We start from the raw sequence: 26310 nt of genomic DNA on the forward strand, positions 1-26310 counted from the left end.
TAATTATTTTTATACTAACTTACAAAGATATAAGAGTTCATGAGAAAATGAAATTTTAAAGAAACTCTTTTGAATCATTTTTTTATTTTTAATTTAACTAATAAATATGCTTAAACTTTTAACTCTTTTTTAAAACAAATTATGCATAAAAAAAACATACTTTTGTGTTGAGGAATAATTCCCCGATTTTTTCATAAAACAAACACTTATGCCATCATTATCAACTAAAGAAAGACTAAAGGAAAGAATCAAAGAATTAGTTTGTTTATACGAAACAACTCATATAATTAATCAAAAGAATATAACAATTGAAGAGGTTTTGACTAACATTGGTCAAAATTTAGAAAAAGCTTTAAAATATTCTGACGATGCCATAGTAGAGATTGTGTTTAAAGATTTGAAAATACTTACGAATGTTCTACCTCAAAAAACTGTATATATTGATCGTAAAACCTTTATAGAAAACAATGAAGTTGGTTTTATAAAAATCCATTATCCTTCTCCTAAATTATCTATAGATGATTTTTTGGAAGAAGAATACAATCTACTTGAAAAAATAAGTGTAGAAACAAGTCAGTTTTTAGAAAACAAAGAGCGTAAAGAAAAAGAAGAAAAGCTAAAACAATCGGCAGAAAGAAACGACAGACTTTCAATTTTAGGAGAAATAACCGCAGGAATTGCACATGAACTAAACACTCCTTTAGGAAATATTCTTGGTTTTGCTGAACTTATCAAAAAAGAAAACAAAGTAAAATCTATAGATAAGGATATTTCAAAAATTATTAATGCTGCTATTTACTCTAGGGAAATTGTAAAAAAATTAATGTTTTTCTCTTGTGAAATGCCTCAAAATAAAGAGATTTTATTAATAAAACCTATTATTCTTCAAGCAGTCACATTATTAGGGCCAAACTTCAAAAAAGCGAATATTACTTGCAATGTAACTTTTAAAGATCATAATATAAAAGCACAAATAGACGAAATTCAATTAACACAAGTACTTTTCAATATTATTATGAATGCAATCTATGTATCTCCATTTGAAAGTAAAATTGACATATTGGTTAACTCTAAAAAAGAAAACTTTATAATTGAAATTAAAGATCAAGGTTCTGGAATAGATGAAGAAATTAAACCTAAGATATTTGAACCTTTTTTTACGACAAAACCAATAGGTGAAGGTTCAGGTCTTGGACTAAGCGTTGTTCATGGAATAATTAGAAGTCATAAAGGCGAAATAAAAGTAGTAAACAACAAACCTAAAGGGACTAATTTTCAAATTATTTTACCTCTAAAAGAAAAGTGATGAGTTTAAAAAAAGAAAACATTTTAATTGTAGATGACAATTATGATATGCTAGAATTACTACAACGTAATTTAAAAGATCTAAACTTTCATTCATATAAGGCCACTTCTGTTATTGAAGCTATAGACATTTTAAAATCTTCTACTATTGATCTCTTAATTACAGATTTACAAATGCCTGAAATAAACGGTATTGAGCTTATAAAATATGCTGATGAACATTTTCCTAATATCCCTAAATTAGTTATAACAGGGTTTCCTTCTGTGGATACTGCTATTAATGCTGTAAAATCTGGAGCATTAGACTATTTAACAAAACCATTTACTTTTGAAGAATTAAAAAAATCAATCCATAATTGCCTTAAAAATAAAAAAAAGAATCCTTTAAATAAAAAAGTAGAAGATTCCGATGATTTTATTACTAATTTAGTAGGGATATCTAAAGAACACACACAGTTAATTGACATCATAAAAAGAGTAAAAAACAATAAAGCAACCGTTTTAATACAAGGAGAAAGTGGCACAGGAAAAGAGTTAATTGCACGTTCAATTCATTATAATGGTAATTTTGCATCAAAACCTTTTATATCTGTCAATTGTGGAGGAATTCCTGAAAATCTGATTGAATCTGAATTATTTGGTTATGTAAAAGGTGCATTTACTGGAGCAAATGAAACTAAAGCTGGATTATTTCATGCTGCTGAAAACGGAACTATCTTTTTAGATGAAATAGGAACAGCGACACATTCTGTTCAAACTAGACTTCTTAGAGTTTTACAGGAAAAAGAAATTTATATGATTGGTTCTCAAAAGCCACAAAAAATAAATGTTAGAATTATTTCTGCGACTAATAGTAATCTACAAAACTCCATTGAAAATGGTACATTTAGAGAAGATTTATACTATAGGCTTAATGTCGTAAACATTGAAACTACGCCTTTAAGAGATAGAAAAACAGACATCCCTGTGTTGATTACTACTTTCCTGAAAAAATATGGAAAAGAATATGGAAAACCCGATATTAAAATAACTCAAAAAGCTATTGACATTCTAACTAGACATAATTGGCCAGGAAACATTAGAGAACTAGAAAATATTATTCAACGCCTTATTATTTTAAGCGATAAAATTATTGATACCAACTCATTACCTAAATCATTAAAGTACAAAGAACCAATAGAACATGAAAAACTGAAGTCCTTACATGAAATTGAGAAATCATATATTTTAAAAGTTCTAGCTGCTGTAAATAATAACAAAACAAAAGCTGCAGAAATTCTACAAATAGACCGAAAAACACTAAGACAAAAGCTTCTAAAATAATAATATTCTTTTTTTAGCACACTTAATAGCTTCAAAGGAAAAAACGGGGTAAAACACCCCGTTTGGTGTATATATACTCATATTAAAAATAAAGCAAGAACAAAAAATAAAAATCAATTAATTGATTTTTAAACAATTACATAAAATCAAAAAAATATGGCACACAGATTGATTAATAGGATTCATATTAAATTATAAAATATGGAAACTTTACTTGATCCTGAATCTTCTTTACTTGAAGAAATAAGCACTACAAATAGTCTTATTGGAATTTGTTCAAATTGCGAAAATAACATATTCTGTACTTGGATAGAAAATAAAAAAAAATATTGTGAAGAATATAAATAATATGGAAATTTTAGAAGTAAAAAAACAGAAAACAATGCTAGACAATGTATTAGAACAGTTTAACAAAACTGCAGATTCAATGAATCTTAATTCTAATATTAGAAAGATTTTGTCTATCACTAATAACGAAATAATTATCCATTTCCCTGTAAAAATGGACAATGGTAATGTTGAAATATTTACAGGTTATAGAGTACAGCACAACAATGCATTAGGTCCATATAAAGGAGGATTGAGATATCATCCAACTGTTGATGTAAATGATGCAAAGGCTTTAGCCATGTGGATGACTTGGAAAACATCATTAGCAGGATTACCATATGGTGGTGCAAAAGGTGGAATTCAAATTGACCCAAGAAACTATTCATTATCTGAACTTGAAAGAATTACAAGACGATTTACTTATGCATTAGGTGATAACATTGGTTCTGAATATGATATTCCTGCACCTGATGTAAACACAAATGAACAAACAATGGCATGGATGGCAGACACATTCATGTCTACTAAATCTCCTAATGAAAGATCTAACCACAAACATGTTGTAACAGGAAAACCTGTTGGAAGTGGCGGTTTAGAAGGTAGAGATAGAGCCACAGGCTTTGGTGTTTATCTAACTCTTAGATTGTTATTTGAAGGACGAAACGAAACTTTAAAAGGAAAGAAATTTATTGTACAAGGCTACGGAAACGTTGGCTATTGGGCTTCTCATTTTTTAAATAATGATGGAGCTATTTTAATTGCGACTCAAGATGCTCATGCTACTCTAATTAATACTAATGGAATTTCTGTTGAAGATTTATACGAACATTGCAAACCTAGAAAAGGTTCTACCAAAGGTTTTGAAGGTGCAATAGAAATGAATCCTGATGATTTTTTCGGTTTAGAATGTGACTTTATTATTCCTGCTGCTTTAGGGAATCAAATAACAGAAAAAAACGCAGACAAAATTAAGTCTAAAATTATTGCAGAAGGAGCTAATGGCCCTATTAACAATGAAGCAGAACATATATTACTTAATAAAAATGTTACCATAATACCAGATATTTTATGTAATTCAGGAGGAGTTATAGGAAGTTATTTTGAATGGCTTCAAAATAGAAATGGAGAATTATGGCCATTAGACGAAGTGATGTTTAAAATAGAAAAAAAACTGACTATAAACTATAAAAGAGTTGAAAAACTAGCTAATACTAATAAAATTGATTGGAGAACGGCTGCATATACAATAGCTATTAGTCGAATTGAAACAGCCTATATTGAAAGAGGAATTTTCCCTTAATAAAGATCAATTAATTAAAACTAATTTTTGAATCATGAAGTACGGAAAAATAATTATTGATAAAAAAGAACTTGAAACTTTAAAGCACCTTTTTTCGAATTCTCACAATAAAAATGATAAAACATATCGATTGTCTTTTGAAAAATTAATAGATGAATTAAAAGAAGCAAAAGTACTTGATAGTGCAAAAATACCTGAAGACATTGTTCGATTTAATTCTATTGTAACCATTAAAACAGCTTTTGATAAAGAAAGAACATATCAAATTGTTACTCCAGAAAAAAGTGATGTAGCAAATAATAAAATATCTGTATTAGCTCCAATGGGCCTTGCTTTATTTGGTTATGCTCAAAATGATAAAATCAATTGGCAGTTCCCTACTGGAATAAGCACAATAGAGATAATCTCTGTTAAAAATTAAACAATTATAAATACTTAAAAGGATGAATAATTTAGTCAAAAAGCATTATGACAAAGATGATATTGAGAGACAATTTATCAATAAAGATATTCTTTTATGGAAAGAAGAAGTAGACTGTATTAATGCCGAAATAGTATTTTTTAAACAGCTTTTAAAAAACAAAAAAGACAATGACATCTATAGTAAAATTATTGAAAAACTAGAAACAAAAGAAAAAGAAAATAACATTTTACTAGCAAATCTAATATTTTACATTAGAAAAACAGACGGATTAAAAGAATGTGAAGACATTGAATGCGAAACTTATTATTTAAATGACCACATCCTTTTTAAAAATAATATTGAATCTTTTCTATTTCAATATAAAAAATTAAAAAGGCTTGCTTATTTAAAAATAAATGAACAAAACAACCTTACTTAAATAAAAAATTCTGCTTTTTTAAATTTAATTATTCTTCAAATTAATTACATTTTCGCAGAACGTTTTCGTTGCTTGCAGTTAAAACACCAGTGTAAAAACTGGTGTTTTATTTATATTTTCTATCTTATTAATGAAAAATGTCCTTTTTTAACTCGTCCATCTAATAATTCAATTGAATACCAATAATCAGAGGAAGGCATATTTACTGTATTAAATGTTCCATCCCATCCTTGAGAAAATGACGAAATTTGCTTCAATAATTTTCCATATCTATCAAAAATAGAAATCAAAGTGCTTTCTTGAAATCTTTCATTAAACCCTTTAACATTCCAAAAATCGTTAATTCCATCTCCATTTGGTGTAAAATATTTTGGGACAGATAAAACACTTACTGTTTCTGATGTAATACCACAACCATTTAAGTCATAAACATACACCGTTTTTAATCCAGCTTGAACGTCATAGAAAACATTACTCTCTTGATAATTCTCTCCATCTAAACTATATTGATAATTTCCATCACCTGTTACTAAAACTGTTATTGTATTTGAATCTACCAAATCAACAATTTCTATATTATTAATTACAGCAATATTTGATGGATTTACCACAATGTTTCTTGTACTAGAACACAAATTATTATCAATTACATCTACACTATAATTTCCTGAATTTGTAACCGTTAAATTATATTGATCTGCTCCAACAATAATTTGATTATTAAAATACCACTGATATGTATAATCGTCAATGGTTGTTTCATCAACTAATCCTGCATTTAAAACTTGTGAATCACTAGGGTCATCAGTACAAATAATCTCTTCCTCTCCTTCAATATAAATATTAGGAACTGGATTTACAATAAACGACAAAACAATAGTATCATAACAATCATTATTATCTTCATTTATAACTTTGACTGTTATATCTTGTGTCCCTATTTCAAAAGGATTTGGTAACGGACTTGGTAATAAATCATTATTCTCATCATAATATTCAATAACGACTCTAGTTTGAGTCCCTTTAATTATATTATCAAAAGTTGATGTATCAAAATTAAATTTACCATTTTGTTGCAATGGATTTATTTCATCATCATCACATTTTACAAGTAAATCTGGTTGAATTGGATTTGCTGTTGGTTTGTTATCAACAATAAATTCTAACGTTGTTACAAAAAGACATTCTTTTGCCGTGTCATTTTTAAGTGTAACTGTCATTATTTGAGATGCTGTAGTAAATGGATTTGGTAAATCATCATATACTACATTATTAGCATCTATATATGTTACTGACACATTTGTTAATCCATTTAATAATTCTGTTTCAATATCAGTTGTTATAAAATCTATTATTCCGTCATTATCATCATCACAACCTCTTATTTCTTTTGGAGGAACAATAGGGTGATTTTCAACTTGCAAACTTACATACTTACCTAAACCGACACAATCATTATTCAAATCGCTATCAACTCTTACATAAATATCTTGCGTATTTGGTGAATTATCATTCGTATATGCTGAAGCATTTGCTATATCAATTTGATTAACTTCTGCTAAAGCATCTTGAACATTTTCATAAAACGTTACATTTACCACTTGCCCTGTAAACAATCCTGCTATTACAGTTTGAGTTCCACTAAAGTCAAAAGTTGCGATTCCATCATTATTAGTTCCAAAAGTATCATCACAAGAAGTAATGACTATTGGTGAAAAAGTAGTTGGAATTTGAGTTGCAGAAACTATTAAATCTAATTGACCAACTCTAAAACAATCATTAGTATTTGTTACTCTATAATATATAGTTTGTGTGTTTATAGTTTGATTAACAAAAGATGTAACATTTGTAATCGTATTTATATTGTCTTGTGCATCTGTTAAATTTAGGAAATAGCTTATTGTCAAACCTGTTGAATTAGCGACAATTAGATCTTCTGCTTCCGTAAGATTAAAAGCACTAAACCCATCTGTATCATCATCACATTGCTTTAATTCTACTATAGGGTTAATTACTGGCCTTTGAATTACATTTATGATTAACTTTGAAGTATCAAAACAAGTTCCTTTTTCAGTTCGAACATAAAACTCATGTGAACCCAATGACAATGTTCTATTTTGCCAATTTGTTATCTCATTTGCATTATTATTTGCGTCTGTTAAATTTGTAAAATATTTATACGTTACTACTTGCGTTCCTGTATAAATACTATTATTCGAATTGCTTAAATCATAATCAATTGTATTTGCTGCTGTGTTTTCACAAACGGTTTCTATTACATCATTTGTAGATATATTATCAAAAATTAGATTAACTGTTTTTATTTCAGTACACTGTGCTGTTAATGATGAAATTCTAGCATAATATGTCCCTTCATTTAAATTAGCTGCTCCAATAATTGGGTTATTATTTAATGATGCGTCTTGCAAAGAATTATGGTATGTTATAAAAAAATCTGTTAGGCCTGTTAAAATAGTATTATCTAAAACTGAAAAATCATACAATTCTAAATTATCTAAGCCTTCATCACAAAGAACTACATCAGGATAATCAGGAAAATTTATATTTTTAAAAGGATTCAAAATAGTAGCAGTTCCTGTCCAAGTCAAGGAGAAAGGAGAATTTCCTATTGGTCTATCAATTACTATAAAATAGCTTTGACCAGACAGAGCAGTTAGTTGTCTTACAAAACCATTACCATCAGCACCTGGTCCTTCATTTATATCAATTGACGAAGCATTTAATCCTGTATGATTATTGGTTTGTCCAGCAGCAGCAGGGTTTGTAGTAGAACAACGTATGGGAGTTCCTAAATTACTACAATCTGACACTGGTCCGAAAACCCAAAAATCATAATCTTCATTTATATCTGTACTTTGTGGAGCAATTGTGAAACCTAAAGTTCCCGGTTGATCTATTGTAACTCTTAACCAAAGTGAATTGTGCTCACTACTGCTACATGATTCTGGAATAATTTCTTGAACACCGGCTCCTGAAACATTATAAGAAATATTTTGATTGTCACATGCTTGGATATAATTTTGACAATCATTTGGTAAATTTTGAGAAAAACTAAAAAATGATAAATGAATAATAAGTAATAGGTAGTAATGTTTTTTCACAGTATTGGAATTTTAGTGTTCCAAATATATAAAATATTTCAATCTCCTTAACTTATCATTTACCTAACAAGAAACTAATGTTTCTTTGTAGCCCTTCTAATTTAGTCCTTTTTACTGCTGAATTTTTAAATACTTTATTAAAAGTATCTTTTGTTATTTCTTCCCAATCTTTTTTAGAAAAAGACAGCAACTCTTTATTAGGATTAAAAAGAGGTTCATTGTGTGGTTTTGAAAATCGATTCCAAGGACAAACATCCTGACAAACATCACACCCAAATGCCCAATCATTAAATTTACCTTTCATTTCTAAAGGAATATTCTCTTTTAACTCAATTGTAAAATATGAAATACATTTGCTCCCATCAACAATATAAGGTGCTATTATAGCTTCTGTAGGACAAGCATCTAAGCAAGCTGTACAAGAGCCACAATGATCTGTAGTTATAGTATCATATTCCAGATTCAAATCAACTATTAACTCTGCAATAAAATAGAAAGAACCCACTTTTTGAGTAATAAGATTGCTGTTTTTTCCTACCCAACCTAATCCGCTTTTTGCAGCCCAAGCTTTATCTAAAACAGGTGCAGAATCTACAAATGCTCTTCCAGAAACTTCACCTATCTCTTCTTGAATAAAATTTAATAGTTCTTTTAGCTTTTCTTTTATTACAAAATGATAATCTTGACCATAAGCATATTTTGAAATCTTATATGAATCTTCATTTTGTTTTTCTGAAGGAAAATAATTTAATAACAACGAAATAACACTTTTTGCACCATCTACTAATAGCGTAGGATTAAGCCTCTTATCAAAATGGTTTTCCATATAAGCCATCTGACCATTATGTTGATGATTTAACCAATTTTCTAATCTAGGTGCTTCTTCCTCTAAGAATTCTGCTTTAGAAATACCACAAGAAAGAAATCCTAATCGCTTAGCTTCTTCTTTTATTAATAATGAATATTTTTCTTTATTATTCATCTTACAGATTTTACAATCGTAGTTTAAACTCTAATATAGCATCTAAAGGCTTAAGTGTAATTAAAGGCTTTATTTTAATTGGCGTTGTTTTTTCTATTATTTGATATCGTTCAACGATAGTCATTATTGCTAAAATCATTTCATACATTGCAAAATTATTTCCTATACACATACGTTGACCTGCTCCAAAAGGAAAATAATTTTTAGAGAACTTTACACTTTCATTTGAAAAACGTTCAGGAATAAATTCTTCTGGATTTTCCCAAAAATCAGGATGTCTATGAATTTCATAAACTGAAAACAATATGCTTGATCCTTTAGGAAAATGAAATCCCTCATATTCATCATCTTCTTTATTAATTCTATCAATGAAATATGCTGGAGGAAATAATCGCATTGATTCTTCAATAACTTGCTTGGTATAACTTGCATTTTTCAACCAATACATAATATCTGAAGATTCCTTTTTAAGTCGTTTAACTTCTTCTAATATTTTATCTTGAGCAATACTATTTCTAGCTAACAATTCACTTGTAAATGTTAAAGCATTTGATGTTGTCTCATGTCCTGCCGCAAATAAAATTAAAATTTCATCTAGTAATTGTTGCTCTTCCATAATACTTCCATCTTCATATTGAGCATTAAGCAACATTTCTAATAAATCATTCTGTTTAATATTATTCTGCTTTCTTTTATTTACAATTCCTCTTAAAATGTCTCTCGATTCATTTATTAAGCCTAAATGTTTTTTAATGTCTCCAGATGCCTTAAACCACCAACCTAAATAAGGTTGACGCAATTCTTTAACTAACATTTGTTGAGTAACCTCAGTCACATATTGAAGTTTATTAATCTCATCATCACTAACTTCAGAACTAAACAATGACTTTACAACTGTTTGAAATGCTAAATCATTAAATATCGGAAAAACATCAATCGGTTTATTACATACTATTTTATCTAATTCAAATTCAATTATAGATTGGATATTTTCTAATAATAGCAATAATTGACTTTTATGAAAAGCAGGCTGAATTAATTTGCGTTGTTTTTGCCATTTTTCTCCTTCTGACGTTAAAAGTCCTTTTCCTACATATTTAGCCAAATCTCTTGTTTGTATAGGTGACTTTGTATAATTTTTTTGATTCTTTTGAAGCACATAACTCAACAAACTCGCATCTCTAGAAAAAATAACAGAATTTCCAAACCCAATATTTAATTTGAAGATATCACCATGAAAATTAAAATTAGCTTTATGAAAAGGTAACGGATTTTTTAAAATCGATAATGAATGTTTTAGAAACTTAAAAACAGTTACTTCAGGAATTTTTTTAGAGGAATTCATATTTTTACATTAAAACAAGCCTCCTTGTATATTTGCTTTTATTTTTCCTAGATGTTTATAAGCCTTCTCTGTAACTTCTCTTCCTCTAGGTGTTCTCATAATAAACCCTTCTTGTATCAAAAACGGTTCATAAACTTCTTCGATTGTTTCCCCATTTTCAGAAACAGCAGTAGCCAATGTTGTTAATCCAACTGGTCCTCCTTTAAATTTATCGATTATAGTTGATAAAATTTTATTATCCATTTCATCTAACCCATTTGCGTCTACATTTAGTGCTTTTAAAGCATACTTTGTAATTTCTATATCAACTCTACCATTTCCTTTTATCTGAGCGAAATCACGAACTCTTCTCAATAACGCATTTGCAATACGCGGTGTTCCTCTACTCCTTCCTGCTATTTCTATTGCTGCTTCTAGATCAATTTCAACTTTTAAAATAGTAGCACTACGTTCAATAATTGTAGCTAATAATTCTGTATTATAGTACTGTAATCTACTTTGAATACCAAAACGAGCCCTCATTGGAGCAGTCAATAATCCTGAACGGGTTGTTGCACCAACCAATGTAAACGGATTCAAATGAATTTGAACTGTTCTTGCATTTGGCCCACTTTCAATCATAATGTCTATTTTATAATCTTCCATTGCAGAATATAAATACTCTTCAACTATAGGACTTAAACGATGAATCTCATCAATAAATAAGACATCTCTTTCTTCTAAATTTGTTAATAAACCAGCCAAATCTCCTGGCTTATCTAACACAGGTCCTGACGTGATTTTTATTCCAACTCCTAATTCATTTGCCAAAATATTAGCCAATGTTGTTTTACCCAAACCTGGAGGACCATGAAATAATGAATGATCTAGTGCTTCTCCTCTTTGATTTGCTGCTTCAACAAAAACTTTCAAATTTTCCAAAACATGATCCTGTCCTGCAAAATCATCAAAACTTAAAGGACGTAAAGCCTTCTCAATATCTAAATCTTGAGGTGTAAATCTCTCTTTATTAGGGTCTAAATTCTCATTCATAGTAACAAATATAAGCAAAGTTAAAAACAAAAAACCTTTCCTGAAAGGAAAGGTTTTTTAAATGTATATTTTAAAATCTTAATGATGTAATTCTTCTTCACCTTCTTTCATTGGAACTACTTGAGGTACAAAATCATCATCATGACCTGGCTTACTGTAATCATAAGCCCAACGGTGTACTTCTGGTATTTCACCTGGCCAGTTTCCATGAATATGTTCAACTGGTGTTGTCCATTCAAGAGTATTAGATCTCCAAGGGTTTTTTGGTGCTTTTTTACCATAGAACATACTATAAAAGAAGTTCCAAAAGAAAACAATTTGAAAAGCTGCTCCTACAATTGCAAACATTGTGATTAACACGTTAACATCTGCTAACTCATCAAATAATGGAAATGCTGAATTTGTATAATAACGTCTTGGTAAACCAGCCATTCCTATAAAATGCATTGGGAAGAAAACTCCGTAAGCACAAACCGCTGTAACCCAAAAGTGAACATATCCTAAGTTTTTATTCATCATTTTTCCAAACATTTTTGGGAACCAATGATAAACTCCTGCAAAGAATCCGTATAGTGCAGATATACCCATTACTAAGTGGAAGTGAGCAACAACAAAGTAAGTATCATGAACATTAATATCTAAAGTACTATCTCCTAAAATAATTCCTGTTAAACCTCCGGTAATAAATGTTGAAACTAAACCAATTGAAAATAGCATTGCTGGGTTCAACTGCAAGTTTCCTTTCCATAATGTTGTAATATAATTAAAAGCTTTTACTGCTGAAGGAATTGCAATTAATAACGTTGTAAAAGTAAACACCGATCCTAAAAATGGATTCATTCCAGATACGAACATATGGTGCCCCCAAACAATAGTTGATAAGAAAGCAATTGCTAATATTGAGGCAATCATAGCTCTATAACCAAAAATTGGTTTTCTTGAGTTTGTAGCTATAATTTCAGAAGTAATACCTAATGCAGGTAATAATACAATGTATACTTCAGGGTGTCCTAAGAACCAGAATAAGTGCTCAAACAATACTGGTGAACCACCTTGATAATGTAAAACTTCCCCTTGAATAAATATATCAGATAAGAAGAATGATGTTCCAAAACTTCTATCAAAAATCAATAATAATGCTGCTGAGAACAATACTGGGAAAGAAACAATACCAATTATTGCAGTAACAAAAAACGCCCATACCGTAAGTGGTAATCTTGTCATTGTCATACCTTTTGTTCTCATGTTTATAACCGTAACTACATAATTTAAAGATCCCATTAATGAAGATGCAATAAATATAGCCATAGATACTAACCATAAAGTCATTCCCAATCCTGAACCACCAATTGCCTGAGGCAATGCACTTAAAGGAGGATATATAGTCCATCCAGCAGATGCTGGTCCTGATTCAATAAATAAAGAAGCAACCATAATTACAGAAGAAACGAAGAACATCCAATATGAAAGCATATTCATAAATCCAGACGCCATATCTCTTGCTCCAATTTGTAATGGAATAAGTAAATTACTAAATGTACCACTTAACCCAGCCGTTAATACAAAGAATACCATTATTGTACCATGTATTGTAACTAAAGCAAGATAAATATCATTTTTCATTACACCACCTGGTGCAAAGTTTTCTCCTAAAAAGAATTTAAAAATACCAAAAGATTCTTCTGGCCAAGCTATTTGCATACGGAAAAATATAGATAATAAAACTCCTATAATTCCCATTAATAAGCCTGTAATAAGGTATTGCTTAGCAATCATCTTATGATCTAAACTAAAAATATATTTAGTAATAAATGTTTCTTTGTGATGACCGTGTTCGTGTGCTGACATAATCTTATATTATAATTTTATAACTTTCAAATTTTAATGATTAATGATTGTCTACAATAAGTGTAGAATCAATAACCATTTCTGGTGTAACATCTTGCTTAACTTCTGGTTCAGCAGGTGCATTAGCCTCTTTCCATTGTTGTGCTAAAGCTGGTTTTTCATTTAACCATTTCTTGAAATCTTCTGGAGTATCAACTACAATCTTCATTTGCATATTGTAATGAGAAGCTCCACAAATTTTATTACACAACAATAAATAATCAAAAGTATATGGATCTAACGCTTCTTCTCCTTTAGCAACTAATTCAGTGCTTTTCTTAGCCCTAATTTTGTTGATTTTATCAACCTTAGCAATAATTGCTTCGTCTTGACGCATTTCAGCAGTAGTTACTGTTGGAACAAACGCAAACTGAGTTATCATACCAGGAACACAATTCATTTGAGCTCTAAAATGTGGCATATAAGCCGAATGCAGAACATCTTGAGAACGTATTTTAAATACTACTTTCTTCCCTTTTGGCAAGTGCAATTCAGTTACTACTTTATCATCTTGAGCTGCTGGATCTGATAAGTCAACACCTAAAGTATTTATTCCCTCAATATACCTAACATTTGCTTTTCCTAATGTATTATCTTCACCTGCATATCTTGCTTCCCAACTAAATTGTTTTGCATATAATTCTACATAGATAACATCTTCATCTTCCTCATAGAACATGATATTATTCCATGTATACAAGCCATAAAGAATTAATCCAGCTAATACAATCACAGGAATTATTGTCCAAACTGCTTCTAATTTATTATTATCAGCAAAGTATAATGCTTTTTGTCCTTTTTTACCTCTGTATTTAAAAGCAAAATAATGTAGTAAAAACTGAGTTACAGTCTGAACAAAAAAGATCAATAACATTGAAATATACATCAAATTATCAACTTCAACACCATGTTCAGAAGCTGGAGTACCTAAAACTAAATCACTCCATTCAAATAAAGAATATATGGTAAAGATATAAATGAATCCAACAAAGGCAAACATTAAATAACCATTAACACTATTATCTTTATCATTAGCAACTTCAGAATTATCTGAATCTACGCCTACTTGAGTTAAATCGAAAATTTTAGTTAACTGCCAAATCGCAATTCCAATTAAAACTAAAACTAAGAATATCAATAAACTTGTCATTTGTTTATTACTTTAAATATTAATAATGAAAATGTTTGCTTTCTTCCATTAAAGGATTTCCTTTAGCCACTAATGGTGCTTTAGTAAGTGCATTAAACACTACAAATATGAATAATCCAAGGAAGAATAATATTGAACCTATTTCAGACCATCCAATAAACCATTGATCTCCTACAGTTGCAGGCATAATCATATTATAGAAATCTATATAATGTCCAAATAATATTACGATACCAGCCATTACTATAATCCATGATAAACGTTTGAAATCAGTATTTATCAATATTAATAATGGGAATAAAAAGTTCATAACAAGCATTCCAAAAAATGGTAGATTATAGTTTTCTATTCTAGTAACAAAATATGTAACTTCTTCTGGAATATCAGAATACCATATTAACATAAATTGTGAAAACCATAAATATGTCCAGAAGATACTAATACCAAACATGAATTTAGCTAAATCATGAATATGACTTGTGTTTACATTTTCTAAATATCCTTTAGATTTCAAATACAAAGTAACTAAAGCGATAGTTGTAATTCCACTCACAAAGAAACTTGCGAATACATACCAACCAAATAAAGTACTATACCAGTGAGGATCTACAGACATTATCCAGTCCCAAGACATAATAGATTCCGATACAATAAAGAAAACTAAAAATCCTGCTGCCCATTTAAAATTTTTCTTATAGAAAGAATGGTCAGTAGCGCTATCTTGAGCAATTGAATTCTTTCTAGATACATATCTATAAATATTCCAACCTGCTAAAAATATTGCTGCTCTTATTAAGAAGAAAGGAACATTTAAATATCCTACTTTAGCTTGTAATAAATGGTCTTTAGCTACAACTGATTCATCCATCCATATAAAAATATGATTTAAATGGAATCCTGAAGATACTAAAAACAAAAAGAATATAATTGACCCAGGTAATAAGTACCCTGTAATTCCTTCCATTACTCTAAATAATATTGGAGACCATCCAGCTTGCGCTGCTTGTTGAATAGCATAAAATGCCAAAACTCCAACACTAATAAGCATAAAGAAAATACAAGCTACATAAAATGCAGACCAAGGTTTGTTTTGTTGTTGATGTAACACATGCTCAACATGCTCTTCATGTTCTTTATCAGCATGAACTTCCTCTGACTTGTGAGTATCATGAGAAACATTTTGCTTAACATGACTATCTTTTGACTCATGAGTATCATGTGATGTTGCACTTTCATGATGACCATGACCCTGTTTTAACATCTCTTTAACTTCCTCTTTATTTGGAACTGACATGAAGCCAATACCAATCCCTATGATACCTAAGACCATTAGAGCTAATGAAAAAGTTTTTAATTTACTTGAAAACGTATACATATTAATAATTTTCAAAAAAGTGTTTTACAATTATAATTCTGACTTAAGTTTTAAAACGTAATCTGTCACTTGCCATCTTTCTTCTTGCGTCAATTGATTAGCATGAGACCCCATAGAATTTAATCCATAAGTAACTACATGATAAATACTACCTTCAGTTATTTCTCTATCTTTATAACTAGGAACTCCAAGGAACTTTTCTCTTTTAACAAGATTTCCTTTTCCATCTCCTTTATCACCATGACAAATAGCACAGTAAATATTAAATAGCTCTTTTCCTTTTTCAGGATTAACCGAAATTGAATCTAGAGGAGACTTTAATGTTTCTTTAGCTAAAGCATATCCTTCCGTTGTATTTGGAATTTCATAAGGTACAAAACCTCTCTTTATTGAACCTTCAGCCGGTATTTGACCTTCTACACCATTTTTAAACACATCATGTTCTGAATAGGTTTCATAAGGAACCGCTTCATACATATTCGGAAAAAATTGATAGTTTGGTTTAGATTTATCAAAACATGATGTTGCCATGAAAGATAACCCTACTACTGCTACTATTTTATATAAGCTTTTCATATCTTGTATTAATGCTTTTCTATTACTTTTACTTCAACAGCTCCTGTAGACTTAAAGAAAGAAATCATATCCTCCTCATTGCCATGAACGCCAACTTCCATTAAGAAATGATCATCTGTTGTTCTCACATCAGGATTTTCTGCTTTTTTAAATGGCCATAATTTACTTCTCATATAAAAGGTAATTACCATTAAGTGTGCTGCAAAAAAGACTGTTAATTCAAACATAATTGGCACAAAAGCTGGCATATTTTCTATATAACTAAAACTTGGCTTTCCTCCAATATCTTGTGGCCAATCAACAATCATGATGTATCTCATCATTGCTGTTGCAACTGATATTCCAACTAAACCATATAAAAATGATGCAATTGCAATTCTTGTTGGAGCTAACCCCATTGCTTTATCTAAACCATGCACTGGGAAAGGTGTATAAACCTCCTCAATATGATGATGAGCTGCTCTTGTTTGCTTTACAGCATCCATTAAAACATCATCGTCATTATATATAGCGTGTATAACTTTATTACTCATGATATTAATGATTGTCTGAATGATTATGATCGTTTAATTCTCTCTCTCTTTTGTAATTGTCACCAGACGATTTCAAAATAGTTTTAACCTCTGCTTGTGCAATAACTGGGAAACTTCTAGAATATAATAAAAATAATACAAAGAAGAATCCTATTGTTCCGATAAAAATACCTGCATCAACAAATGTAGGTTGGAACATCGTCCAAGAAGATGGTAAATAATCTCTATGTAATGAAGTAACAATAATTACAAAACGCTCAAACCACATTCCTACGTTAACAACAATTGAAATTATGAAAGATGCCATTATACTTGTACGTATTTTCTTTGACCACATAACTTGTGGAGAAATTACATTACATAACATCATTAAAGCGTATGACCACCAATAAGGACCAGTTGCTCTATTTAAGAATGCATACTGTTCATATTCTACTCCTGAATACCAAGCGATAAATAACTCAGTAATATATGCACATCCAACTATAGAACCTGTAATCATAATTACAATATTCATTAATTCAATATGCTGAATAGTAATATAATCTTCTAAGTTAGACACTTTTCTCATAATAATCAACAGTGTGTTTACCATTGCAAAACCAGAGAAAATTGCTCCTGCCACGAAATACGGAGGAAGAATTGTTGTATGCCAACCTGGAATAACAGAAGTAGCAAAGTCAAAAGATACAATTGTATGTACAGAAAGTACAAGTGGAGTTGCCAAACCTGCTAATACAAGAGAAACTTCTTCAAATCGTTGCCAATCTTTAGCTCTTCCACTCCATCCGAATGATAATGTAGAATATATTCTTTTTGTAAACGGTGTAATTGCTCTATCTCTTAACATTGCGAAATCAGGTAGTAAACCTGTCCACCAGAACACTAATGATACAGATAGATATGTTGATATTGCAAATACATCCCAAAGTAATGGAGAGTTAAAGTTTACCCATAATGATCCAAATTGATTTGGTATAGGTAATACCCAATATCCTAACCATGGTCTACCCATGTGAATAATAGGGAATAATCCAGCTTGCATTACAGAGAAAATTGTCATTGCTTCTGCAGAACGGTTAATGGCCATTCTCCATTTTTGACGGAATAATAATAATACAGCAGAGATTAAGGTTCCAGCATGACCGATACCTACCCACCAAACGAAATTGGTAATATCCCATGCCCAACCAACAGTTTTATTTAATCCCCATGTACCAATACCTGTAGTGATAGTATAAATCATACAGCCCAAACCATAAAGGAAAGCTGTTAAGGCAATTGAAAATACAATCCACCATTGTTTATTAGCTCTACCTTCAACTGGTCTAGCCACATCTACAGTAACATCGTGGTAAGACTTACTTCCTACTACTAAAGGTTTTCTAATGGGTGCTTCGTAATGAGACGACATAATCCTTTATATTGTTTCTTAAATTAATACTTATTTATCGTTTCTAACTTTAACGTGATAGAACACATTTGGTTTAGTACCAATATGCTCTAGTAAATGATACATTCTTTCGTCTTCTACTAATTTAGCAACCTGACTTTCTTTATCATTCACATCTCCAAATATCATTGCTCCACTTGTACAAGCCGCAGAACATGCTGTTTGGAATTCACCATCTTTAACTAATCTACCTTCACGCTTAGCTTGTAATTTAGTTGCTTGTGTCATTTGAATACACATTGAACATTTTTCCATAACTCCACGAGAACGTACATTCACATCTGGATTTAATACCATTCGACCTAAATCGTCATTCATATGGTAATCAAATTCAGTGTTTTTATTATATAAGAACCAGTTAAAACGTCTTACTTTATATGGACAGTTATTCGCACAATAACGAGTACCTACACATCTATTATATGCCATGTGATTTTGTCCTTCTCTACCATGTGAAGTAGCAGCAACTGGACATACAGTTTCACAAGGAGCATGATTACAATGTTGACACATTACTGGTTGAAATGCTACTTGAGGGTTTTCAGATGGATCTTCCATCGCACCTAAAGTACTTATTGAATTCATTAATCCAGAAGTTTTTTCTTTCAACTCAACATCTCCATTAAATGTATCTTGAGAAGAATAATATCTATCGATACGCAACCAGTGCATATCTCTACTTCTTCTTACTTCAGATTTACCTACTACAGGAACGTTATTTTCAGCATGACAAGCTATAACACAAGCTCCACAACCTGTACAAGCATTCAAGTCAATCGATAAATTGAAATGATGACCTGTGCTTCTATCAAAAGAAGTCCATAAATCAACCTCTGTTGCAGGAGTTGCCTTATGATCTAAAGACACCATTGGAATTGGGTTCCATTCTTTAGCATCTTTCGTATTAAATATTTCAAGAGTCGTTTCTTTAATAATATCTCCACGACCCATTAATGTTTTTTGTAATTGAACACAAGCAAACTCATGTTCTCCATCTGTTTTAGTAATTGTTACTGATTGATTAGCATTTAAGTTACTATATAATGTATAAGCATTAACACCAACTTGCATTTCTTGCTTCATTCCTTCAGTTTTACCATAACCAAAAGCTAAACCAATTGTTCCAACTGCTTGACCTGGTTGAATTATTACTGGAACTTTATCTAGTGTCGCACTACCAACTTTTAACGTAGCATAACTTCCGTTTAAACCTCCATTGGCAACATTCCAATTTTCTAATCCTAATTTTTCAGCATCTTTTTTAGAAACCGTTACATAATTATCCCAAGACACTCTAGTAATAGGATCTGGGAATTCTTGTAACCAAGGATTATTTGCTTGTTGTCCATCTCCCAATCCTGTTTTAGTATATAAAACTAAATCTAATCCAGAAGATTTTGTTTGTCCTAATTTAGCCGCAGCAGCAGAAACATCAATTATATTTGCTGTTAAAGCATACGTTTCTGTAGTTGCAAAACCATCATGAACAACTTGATTCCAAGATTTTCCAACAATTTGATTTGCAGCAAAACCTTTTAAATAATCATAATACGTTGCACTATTTTCAGTCCAAGTCAACAATACTTCTTGAAATTGTTTTGTATCAAACAAAGGACGAATAGTTGGTTGCATGATACTATAATGACCTCTTGCAATTGTTACATCTGACCATGATTCTAAATAATGAGGTGCAGCCGCAGCAATCGTAGCTAATTTAGCCGTTTCATCTTCTTTCATAGAAAGAGCAACAGATAGCTTAACTTTCTTAAGTGCTTCAGAAAAATCCTTAGAATTCGGCAATGTGTAAACAGGGTTTATTCCACTCATAATAAGTGTATGAACACTTCCTGCTTTCATATCTGCTACTAATTGAGTTACTTCTTTTGCATTACCGTTACGTGTTAACTTTGCAGCATTTGGATTAAATGCTGCAGACATTAATTTATTGTTTATTGCTAAAACAACTAATTGTGCATCTAAATCATCTAAACCTGTTACAACAACACCTTTTTCAGCAGCAGAAATCAACTGCTTAGCCACTTTTGCAATTTCTGCATTTTTAGGCGTAGCACCGTTTACTACAGCACTATACAAATCAGCAAGAGCATTCTTTTGTTGTGCAATTGTCAATGGAATTCTCTTATCTGCATTAGCACCAGCCAAAGACATATTTGCTTCAATTTGAATATGCTTAGACATTTTTCCATTTTTAGGAATACGTCCTTGAGCATAACCTGCATCATATCCTCCACCTTGCCAATCTCCTAATATATCAGCTCCAACAGAAACAATTACATCTGCTTTAGAAAAATCATAATTTGCTAAAGCTCTAACTCCATATACTGCTTCAAAAGCATCTAATGCATTAGATTCAGAAATCGCATCGTAAGTTATATGCTTTACTGTTGGATATTTTATTTTCAAATCTGCTATTAAAGCATCCGTTGAAGGACTTGCTAATGTATTTGTTAACAAAACAACAGAAGCATTTTTTGCTTTGGCATCTTCTAAACTTGCTTTCACTTTAGCATTTACTTCTCCCCAAGATGCAGGTTTACCTTCAATCTTAGGTTGCTTTAAACGTAAACTATCGTATAAAGAAAGAACAGAAGCATGAACTCTTGCATTTGCACCTGTATTAGACCCTTCTAAATTATTGTTTTCAACTTTAATTGGACGACCTTCACGAGTTTTGATGAGAATATTAGCAAAATCAAATCCATCAGCTATAGTCGTAGCATAAAAATCTGCTACACCAGGAATAATTTCTTCTGGTTGAACTACGTAAGGAATAGATTTCACAACAGGACCTTCACAAGCAGCTAACGAAGCAGCCGCAGTGCTAAATCCTACATATTTTAAAAAGTCACGACGAGAAGTTGAAGTATTTGATAAATTTTCTTTGTCTCCTAAAAACTCATCTACAGGAATCTGCTCAACAAACTCATTGTTTCTTAGCGTCTCAACAATAGAGCTATTTTCGTTTAGCTCTTCAACACTTTTCCAGTATTTTTTGTTTGATGCCATATTGTATATTGATATTAGCTTCTTAATTTTTATTTATTAGTAGTGACATTTACCACATTCCAAACCACCCATTTGAGCTGCTGTTAATTGCTTAACACCGTACTTTTTAGAAAGTTCTTCATGTATTTTTGTGTAATACTCATTATCTTCCACTTTCACATTTGTTTCTCTATGGCAATTAACACACCAACCCATCGTTAAAGAAGAGTGTTGTCTCATAATTTCCATTTCTTCGACAGGACCATGACATGTTTGACATTCAACTCCTGCAACAGAAACGTGCTGTGAGTGATTAAAGTACACAAAATCAGGCAAGTTATGAATTCTAACCCATTTCACTGGAGTTGTCTTCCCTGTATATTTTTGAGTTGACTTATCCCAACCAACCGCATCATACAGTTTTTGGATTTCATCATTATAATTTACACCAAATTCGTTTCCTTCTGCTAAAGTTTCTGGAGCAACTTCACTAATGTTTTTATGACAATTCATACAAACATTTAATGAAGGTATATTAGAGTGCTTACCAACTCTTGCAGCAGAGTGACAATACTTACAATCGATAGCATTATCTCCTGCATGAATTCTATGAGAATAATGAATTGGCTGAATTGGCTCATATCCCTGATCTACACCCACTTGCATTAGATATCCATAAGCAAAATAAGCCGCAAACAATAAGAATAATATTGCAGATACCACTAAAAGGAACTGGTTTTTCACAAACGCTTTCCAAATAGGAAGTGATTTTTCACTTACTGGAACTTGAATCCCATTTGCCTTAGCTATTTTAGTTAGCACATTGTTCACCAAGAACAACATTACAATTAACATTAATAAAACTAAAGACAAAGCTCCTAAAATAACATTGTTTGAAATTCCTGAACCTCCAGAAGACTCAACCGTACCTTCCTCTTTTACAGGTGGTTCCACAACCACTTTCTCTTGAGAAGTATACGCTAAAATAGCATCAATATCTCCATCAGATAATTGTGGAAAAATAGTCATTGGTTTCTGACCATTATCATTGAAAATTTTTAATGCTGTTGCATCACCTGCTTTAATAAGCTCTGTATTATTTCTAATCCACTTGTGAAGAAATTCCTTATCATACTTATCCGCAACATGTCTTAATGCTGGTCCAGTCATTTCTTTATCCAAAGCATGACAAGCTGCACAATTTGTATTAAACAACTCTTTACCTTTTACAGGATCAGCACCTGTTGGAGCTGGCGCTTCAGCAGCAGCATCCTGAGAAAACACAGATAAAGAAAAAGACAGCGTTAAAGCTAAGCTGAAGAAAATCCTTGAAAACGATTTATGGTTACCCACCTTTTTCATATTTAATTAATGATTATCTAGTAAATTTGGTACGATTTTAGATATAAATTATTACAACTATATCGCACTTTATTTTAAACTCCGACAAAAATACGATATTAGAACTATTCTGAAAACCTTAACTTTACCTTAAAATGTAATTTATATTTATTCTAAATAATTCAAGTTGTTCCGTTTCACTTAATAAATTGTATTTTTGCTTTAAATTTTATTCATAATGAGAAAATTAGCTTTTAAAAACATTTTTTACCTGACTATATTTAGTCTTTTTTTTATTACAAATTCTTTTTCACAAGAATCGAAAACCACAGTAGAACAAGACTCTAGATTTGAAAAATTACTCAAAGAGAAGCAACAAATCAATAGCGACATTAGTATTGATGGTAATTATAAAATACAGATTTTCTATGGGGAGAAAGAAAACGCGAAGAGAAGTTTAATGACTTTTAAAAGAAATTTTAAAGACACCGAAGCTACTATTCAATACACGAACCCCACATATAAGGTATGGGTTGGAAACTACAAACTAAGAATTCATGCAGAAAAAGCATTAATAGACATTAAAAGTAAGTACCCAACAGCTCTTTTAATTAGATCTACTAAAGAGTAGCCATATTTTTCAGAAAAGCAATATTATATTTCTTTTCTGAATTAATTTAATCCTTGATAATTCCGAAAGCATACTTTCGGAATTATTATTAATTAGGCAGCGCTTTATAATTGAAAAAAAGACGCTATAATTCAATTAAAATTTCTTTAAATACTGTATTAATTTGATTACTAATAAATTAAACAAAAGAAATCAGCAAATTAAAACAGAATTTTGATTTAACATTAGACACTACTATACAACAAGAAAATATAGTAACCACCCTAATAAAGAAGAAAAGACTTTTCCTTTTTCGAAAAACAAAAGATTTTTCAATAATTAAGACTACTTATTGAACCTCTTATTATTTAATACATTTTAAAATGTTTATCTTTTCATAACAATTCTGTTATGAATACTTTTGTATTATTAAAAAACACCCAAATGAAAAAAATAATAATTTTAGTTTTCACCTTACATTGTCTTTTTGGCTTTTCACAAACCGAAAAAGATTCAATTAAAACAACCAGTTTGGAAGAGGTAATTGTAACTTCAAATAAAATACCAAAAAACAAAAAGATTTTACCTAATCAAATTGAATCTATAAATCTTAAACAAATTGAATTCCAAAATTACCAATCAACAGCCGAAATGCTTTCTAATTCCGGATCCTTATTTGTTCAAAAATCACAACAAGGAGGAGGAAGTCCTGCAATTAGAGGATTTGAAGCCAGCAGAGTTCTACTACTTGTTGATGGTTTTAGAATGAATAATTTAATTTTCAGAGCTGGTCATTTACAAAATGTAATAACTGTTGATGAAAACATGCTTGAAAATGTTGATATATTTTATGGTCCTACTTCAACAATCTTCGGTAGTGATGCGCTGGGAGGAACTGTTAGTATGACAACAAAAAGCCCTAAATTCTTATCTGAAACAAAGAATGCCTTATCAGGCGGAGTAAATACTCGATATAGCTCTGTAAATAATGAAAAATCCATTTCATTTGATCTTAATTATGCTACTGATAATTTTGCTGCATTAACAATATTATCCTATAATGATTTCGATGATTTAAGAATGGGAAAAAAGAAAAATCATCATGCAGATTATTTTGGCGAAAGACCATTTTATACCGCAACAATAAATGGAATCGATCAATTAGTTGAAAACAGCAATAAGTACATTCAAAAAAACTCTGGCTACACACAATATAATGCATTACAAAAATTCACTTATAAAAGTGCTTCTGGTTTTAAACATAGCGTAAACTTTCAATTTTCTACAACTTCAGACATTCCTAGGTATGACAGATTAACCGATGTCTCATCATCAACTGGACTAAAAAATTCAGAATGGTATTACGGTCCGCAACAGAGAATCCTTGCAGCTTATACTTTAGACAAAGAGAATGTTTTTTTAAAAAGTGATTTGCAATTAAATTTTGGCTATCAAAATGCGAAAGAAAGTAGACATAATAGACGTTTCGGAAATCCTAATTTACAGCACCGAAAAGAAAATGTAAACATGTATTCTGTGAGTGCCGATTTACATAAAAAATTCAACAAAGGAGAACTTTTCTATGGTATCGAATCTTATTTTGAAACATTAAGTTCTTCTGCTTATAAAGAAGATATTAATACTGGAGAAAGAGGAGGAATTGATAGTCGTTATCCTAATGGAGACAATTCAATGTTTAGAAATGATTTATACTTTTCTTATAATGAAAAGTCTACAGAAAAGACAGCTTGGAGCACAGGTTTTAGAATCGGGTACACAACACTAAAAAGTACAATTGCGGATGATACATATTTTCCTTTACCTTTTTCAACTATTTCTCAAGAGAATTTTACATATAGTGGAACACTCGGAATTACACATAATACTTCTAATAATGTAACATTAAAAGCAAATATTTCTTCAGGATTTAGAGTTCCAAACATAGATGATTTTGCAAAAGTATTTGAATCAGGTGATGGTTTTTTAATTGTTCCAAATGAAAATCTTCATCCAGAAAAAACAGTTACGGGTGATGCTGGTTTTGTAATTCAATCAAATTCCAAACGTTTTAAATTAGAACACACTTTTTTCTACACCCGTTTATATGATGCTATTATTACTGATGATTTTGAATATGAAGGACAAAGTACTATTGATTATAATGGATCAATTAGTCAAATTGTAGCAAATCAAAATAAAGGAAAAGCATTTATAACTGGAATCTCTACAAATGTAAGAGGCTATATTTTCGATCAACTTCAATTTAATGCCAGCTTTAATTATACTTATGGTAGAATTATTGAAAAAGATGGAGAGCAACCATTAGATCACATTTCTCCTTATTATGGAAAAATTGGATTTAGTTATTCAAAAAACAAAATGGCATTTGATGCTTACATGTTATATAACGGAAAAAAACACAGTAAAGATTACTTTTTTAATGGAGAAGATAATGCACAATATGCGCCTGAAGGAGGAATGCCAGCATGGGAAACTTACAACATAAAAGGAAGTTATAAAATATTTAAAAACACTCGCCTTTTTGCTGGTGTTGAGAATATTTTAGATACTCAATACAGAGCTTTTGCTTCTGGAATAAATGCTCCTGGAAGAAACTTTTATGGAGGATTAAAATATACTTTTTAATTTCCTTCATTATATATGAGTTATCCTAAAATAGATTGACATTTTTTACGATAAATTAGTTAAAACCAGTGGATAACATTTCACTGGTTTTTCATATACAAAATTATTTTTTTAGTTCTAATTTATTTTATTACAAACAAAAGTGTTTAGAA

General features: G+C 30.5%; 20 protein-coding genes. 8 read left to right on the forward strand and 12 right to left on the reverse strand.

The features are described from left to right. The first annotated feature begins 208 nt into the window (after positions 1-208). From SY27_RS09120 to SY27_RS09140, 6 genes are all read left to right on the forward strand, one after another. Complete coding sequence (locus SY27_RS09120) at positions 209-1306, forward strand: sensor histidine kinase (protein ID WP_045969468.1); 1098 nt, start codon at positions 209-211, stop codon at positions 1304-1306. Next, positions 1306-2628 carry a sigma-54 dependent transcriptional regulator gene (locus SY27_RS09125; RefSeq protein ID WP_045969470.1) on the forward strand — a complete coding sequence of 441 codons (1323 nt, stop codon included), beginning with the start codon at positions 1306-1308 and terminating at the stop codon, positions 2626-2628. The genes SY27_RS09120 and SY27_RS09125 overlap by 1 nt, the downstream gene beginning before the upstream one ends. Before the next feature lie 201 nt (positions 2629-2829). Further along, positions 2830-2976: a hypothetical protein gene (locus tag SY27_RS18875; protein WP_161794143.1), complete on the forward strand. Its 147-nt coding sequence runs from the start codon at positions 2830-2832 to the stop codon at positions 2974-2976. Position 2977: 1 nt separating this feature from the next. Continuing rightward, entirely contained in the window at positions 2978-4258 is a 1281-nt protein-coding gene (locus SY27_RS09130; RefSeq protein WP_045969472.1) for a Glu/Leu/Phe/Val dehydrogenase, read from the forward strand. Between the two features lie 34 nt (positions 4259-4292). Beyond that, complete coding sequence (locus SY27_RS09135; protein WP_045969474.1) at positions 4293-4679, forward strand: GreA/GreB family elongation factor; 387 nt, start codon at positions 4293-4295, stop codon at positions 4677-4679. Between the two features lie 22 nt (positions 4680-4701). Continuing rightward, on the forward strand, positions 4702-5100 hold the full coding sequence (locus SY27_RS09140; protein WP_045969476.1) for a hypothetical protein: 399 nt from the start codon (positions 4702-4704) through the stop codon (positions 5098-5100). Positions 5101-5219: 119 nt separating this feature from the next. Here SY27_RS09140 and SY27_RS09145 read toward each other — a convergent pair whose 3' ends face one another. The 12 genes from SY27_RS09145 to SY27_RS09200 all read right to left on the reverse strand — a co-directional run bounded on the left by SY27_RS09145 (position 5220) and on the right by SY27_RS09200 (position 22923). Next, the gene (locus SY27_RS09145; RefSeq protein WP_045969478.1) at positions 5220-8222 is read right to left on the reverse strand and encodes a T9SS type B sorting domain-containing protein; all 3003 of its coding nucleotides are present in this window, start codon (positions 8220-8222) and stop codon (positions 5220-5222) included. A 55-nt stretch (positions 8223-8277) separates the two neighbouring features. After that, the gene (queG, locus tag SY27_RS09150) at positions 8278-9204 is read right to left on the reverse strand and encodes a tRNA epoxyqueuosine(34) reductase QueG (RefSeq protein WP_045969480.1); all 927 of its coding nucleotides are present in this window, start codon (positions 9202-9204) and stop codon (positions 8278-8280) included. 10 nt (positions 9205-9214) lie between these two features. Further along, positions 9215-10549 (reverse strand): cytochrome P450, encoded by a 1335-nt coding sequence (locus SY27_RS09155; RefSeq protein ID WP_045969481.1) that lies wholly within the window; start codon positions 10547-10549, stop codon positions 9215-9217. A gap of 9 nt (positions 10550-10558) precedes the next feature. Continuing rightward, positions 10559-11581 carry a Holliday junction branch migration DNA helicase RuvB gene (gene ruvB, locus SY27_RS09160; protein WP_045969483.1) on the reverse strand — a complete coding sequence of 341 codons (1023 nt, stop codon included), beginning with the start codon at positions 11579-11581 and terminating at the stop codon, positions 10559-10561. A 78-nt stretch (positions 11582-11659) separates the two neighbouring features. Then, entirely contained in the window at positions 11660-13429 is a 1770-nt protein-coding gene (locus SY27_RS09165; RefSeq protein ID WP_045969485.1) for a cbb3-type cytochrome c oxidase subunit I, read from the reverse strand. Between the two features lie 40 nt (positions 13430-13469). Continuing rightward, the gene (locus SY27_RS09170) at positions 13470-14618 is read right to left on the reverse strand and encodes a cytochrome c oxidase subunit II (protein ID WP_045969487.1); all 1149 of its coding nucleotides are present in this window, start codon (positions 14616-14618) and stop codon (positions 13470-13472) included. A gap of 19 nt (positions 14619-14637) precedes the next feature. Next, entirely contained in the window at positions 14638-15993 is a 1356-nt protein-coding gene (locus tag SY27_RS09175) for a hypothetical protein (protein WP_045969488.1), read from the reverse strand. A gap of 30 nt (positions 15994-16023) precedes the next feature. Continuing rightward, positions 16024-16569, reverse strand: coding sequence for a cytochrome c (locus tag SY27_RS09180; protein ID WP_045969490.1), 546 nt, complete (start codon positions 16567-16569; stop codon positions 16024-16026). 8 nt (positions 16570-16577) lie between these two features. Beyond that, entirely contained in the window at positions 16578-17102 is a 525-nt protein-coding gene (locus SY27_RS09185; protein WP_045969492.1) for a DUF3341 domain-containing protein, read from the reverse strand. A 4-nt stretch (positions 17103-17106) separates the two neighbouring features. Next, on the reverse strand, positions 17107-18516 hold the full coding sequence (gene nrfD / locus SY27_RS09190; protein ID WP_045969494.1) for an NrfD/PsrC family molybdoenzyme membrane anchor subunit: 1410 nt from the start codon (positions 18514-18516) through the stop codon (positions 17107-17109). Between the two features lie 30 nt (positions 18517-18546). Further along, positions 18547-21582, reverse strand: a complete 3036-nt coding sequence (locus SY27_RS09195; protein WP_045969496.1) for a TAT-variant-translocated molybdopterin oxidoreductase — start codon at positions 21580-21582, stop codon at positions 18547-18549. A 36-nt stretch (positions 21583-21618) separates the two neighbouring features. After that, positions 21619-22923 carry a c-type cytochrome gene (locus SY27_RS09200; RefSeq protein WP_045969498.1) on the reverse strand — a complete coding sequence of 435 codons (1305 nt, stop codon included), beginning with the start codon at positions 22921-22923 and terminating at the stop codon, positions 21619-21621. A gap of 217 nt (positions 22924-23140) precedes the next feature. Between SY27_RS09200 and SY27_RS09205 the strand changes: the two genes are divergently transcribed. Continuing rightward, positions 23141-23533, forward strand: a complete 393-nt coding sequence (locus tag SY27_RS09205; RefSeq protein WP_045969500.1) for an SPOR domain-containing protein — start codon at positions 23141-23143, stop codon at positions 23531-23533. A gap of 423 nt (positions 23534-23956) precedes the next feature. Beyond that, a complete protein-coding gene (locus tag SY27_RS09210) occupies positions 23957-26158 on the forward strand; it encodes a TonB-dependent siderophore receptor (RefSeq protein ID WP_045970213.1) in 2202 nt (733 codons plus the stop codon). Positions 26159-26310 lie beyond the last annotated feature (152 nt).

This window comes from Flavobacterium sp. 316 (assembly GCF_000967805.1).
GTDB classification, from domain to species: domain Bacteria; phylum Bacteroidota; class Bacteroidia; order Flavobacteriales; family Flavobacteriaceae; genus Flavobacterium; species Flavobacterium sediminilitoris.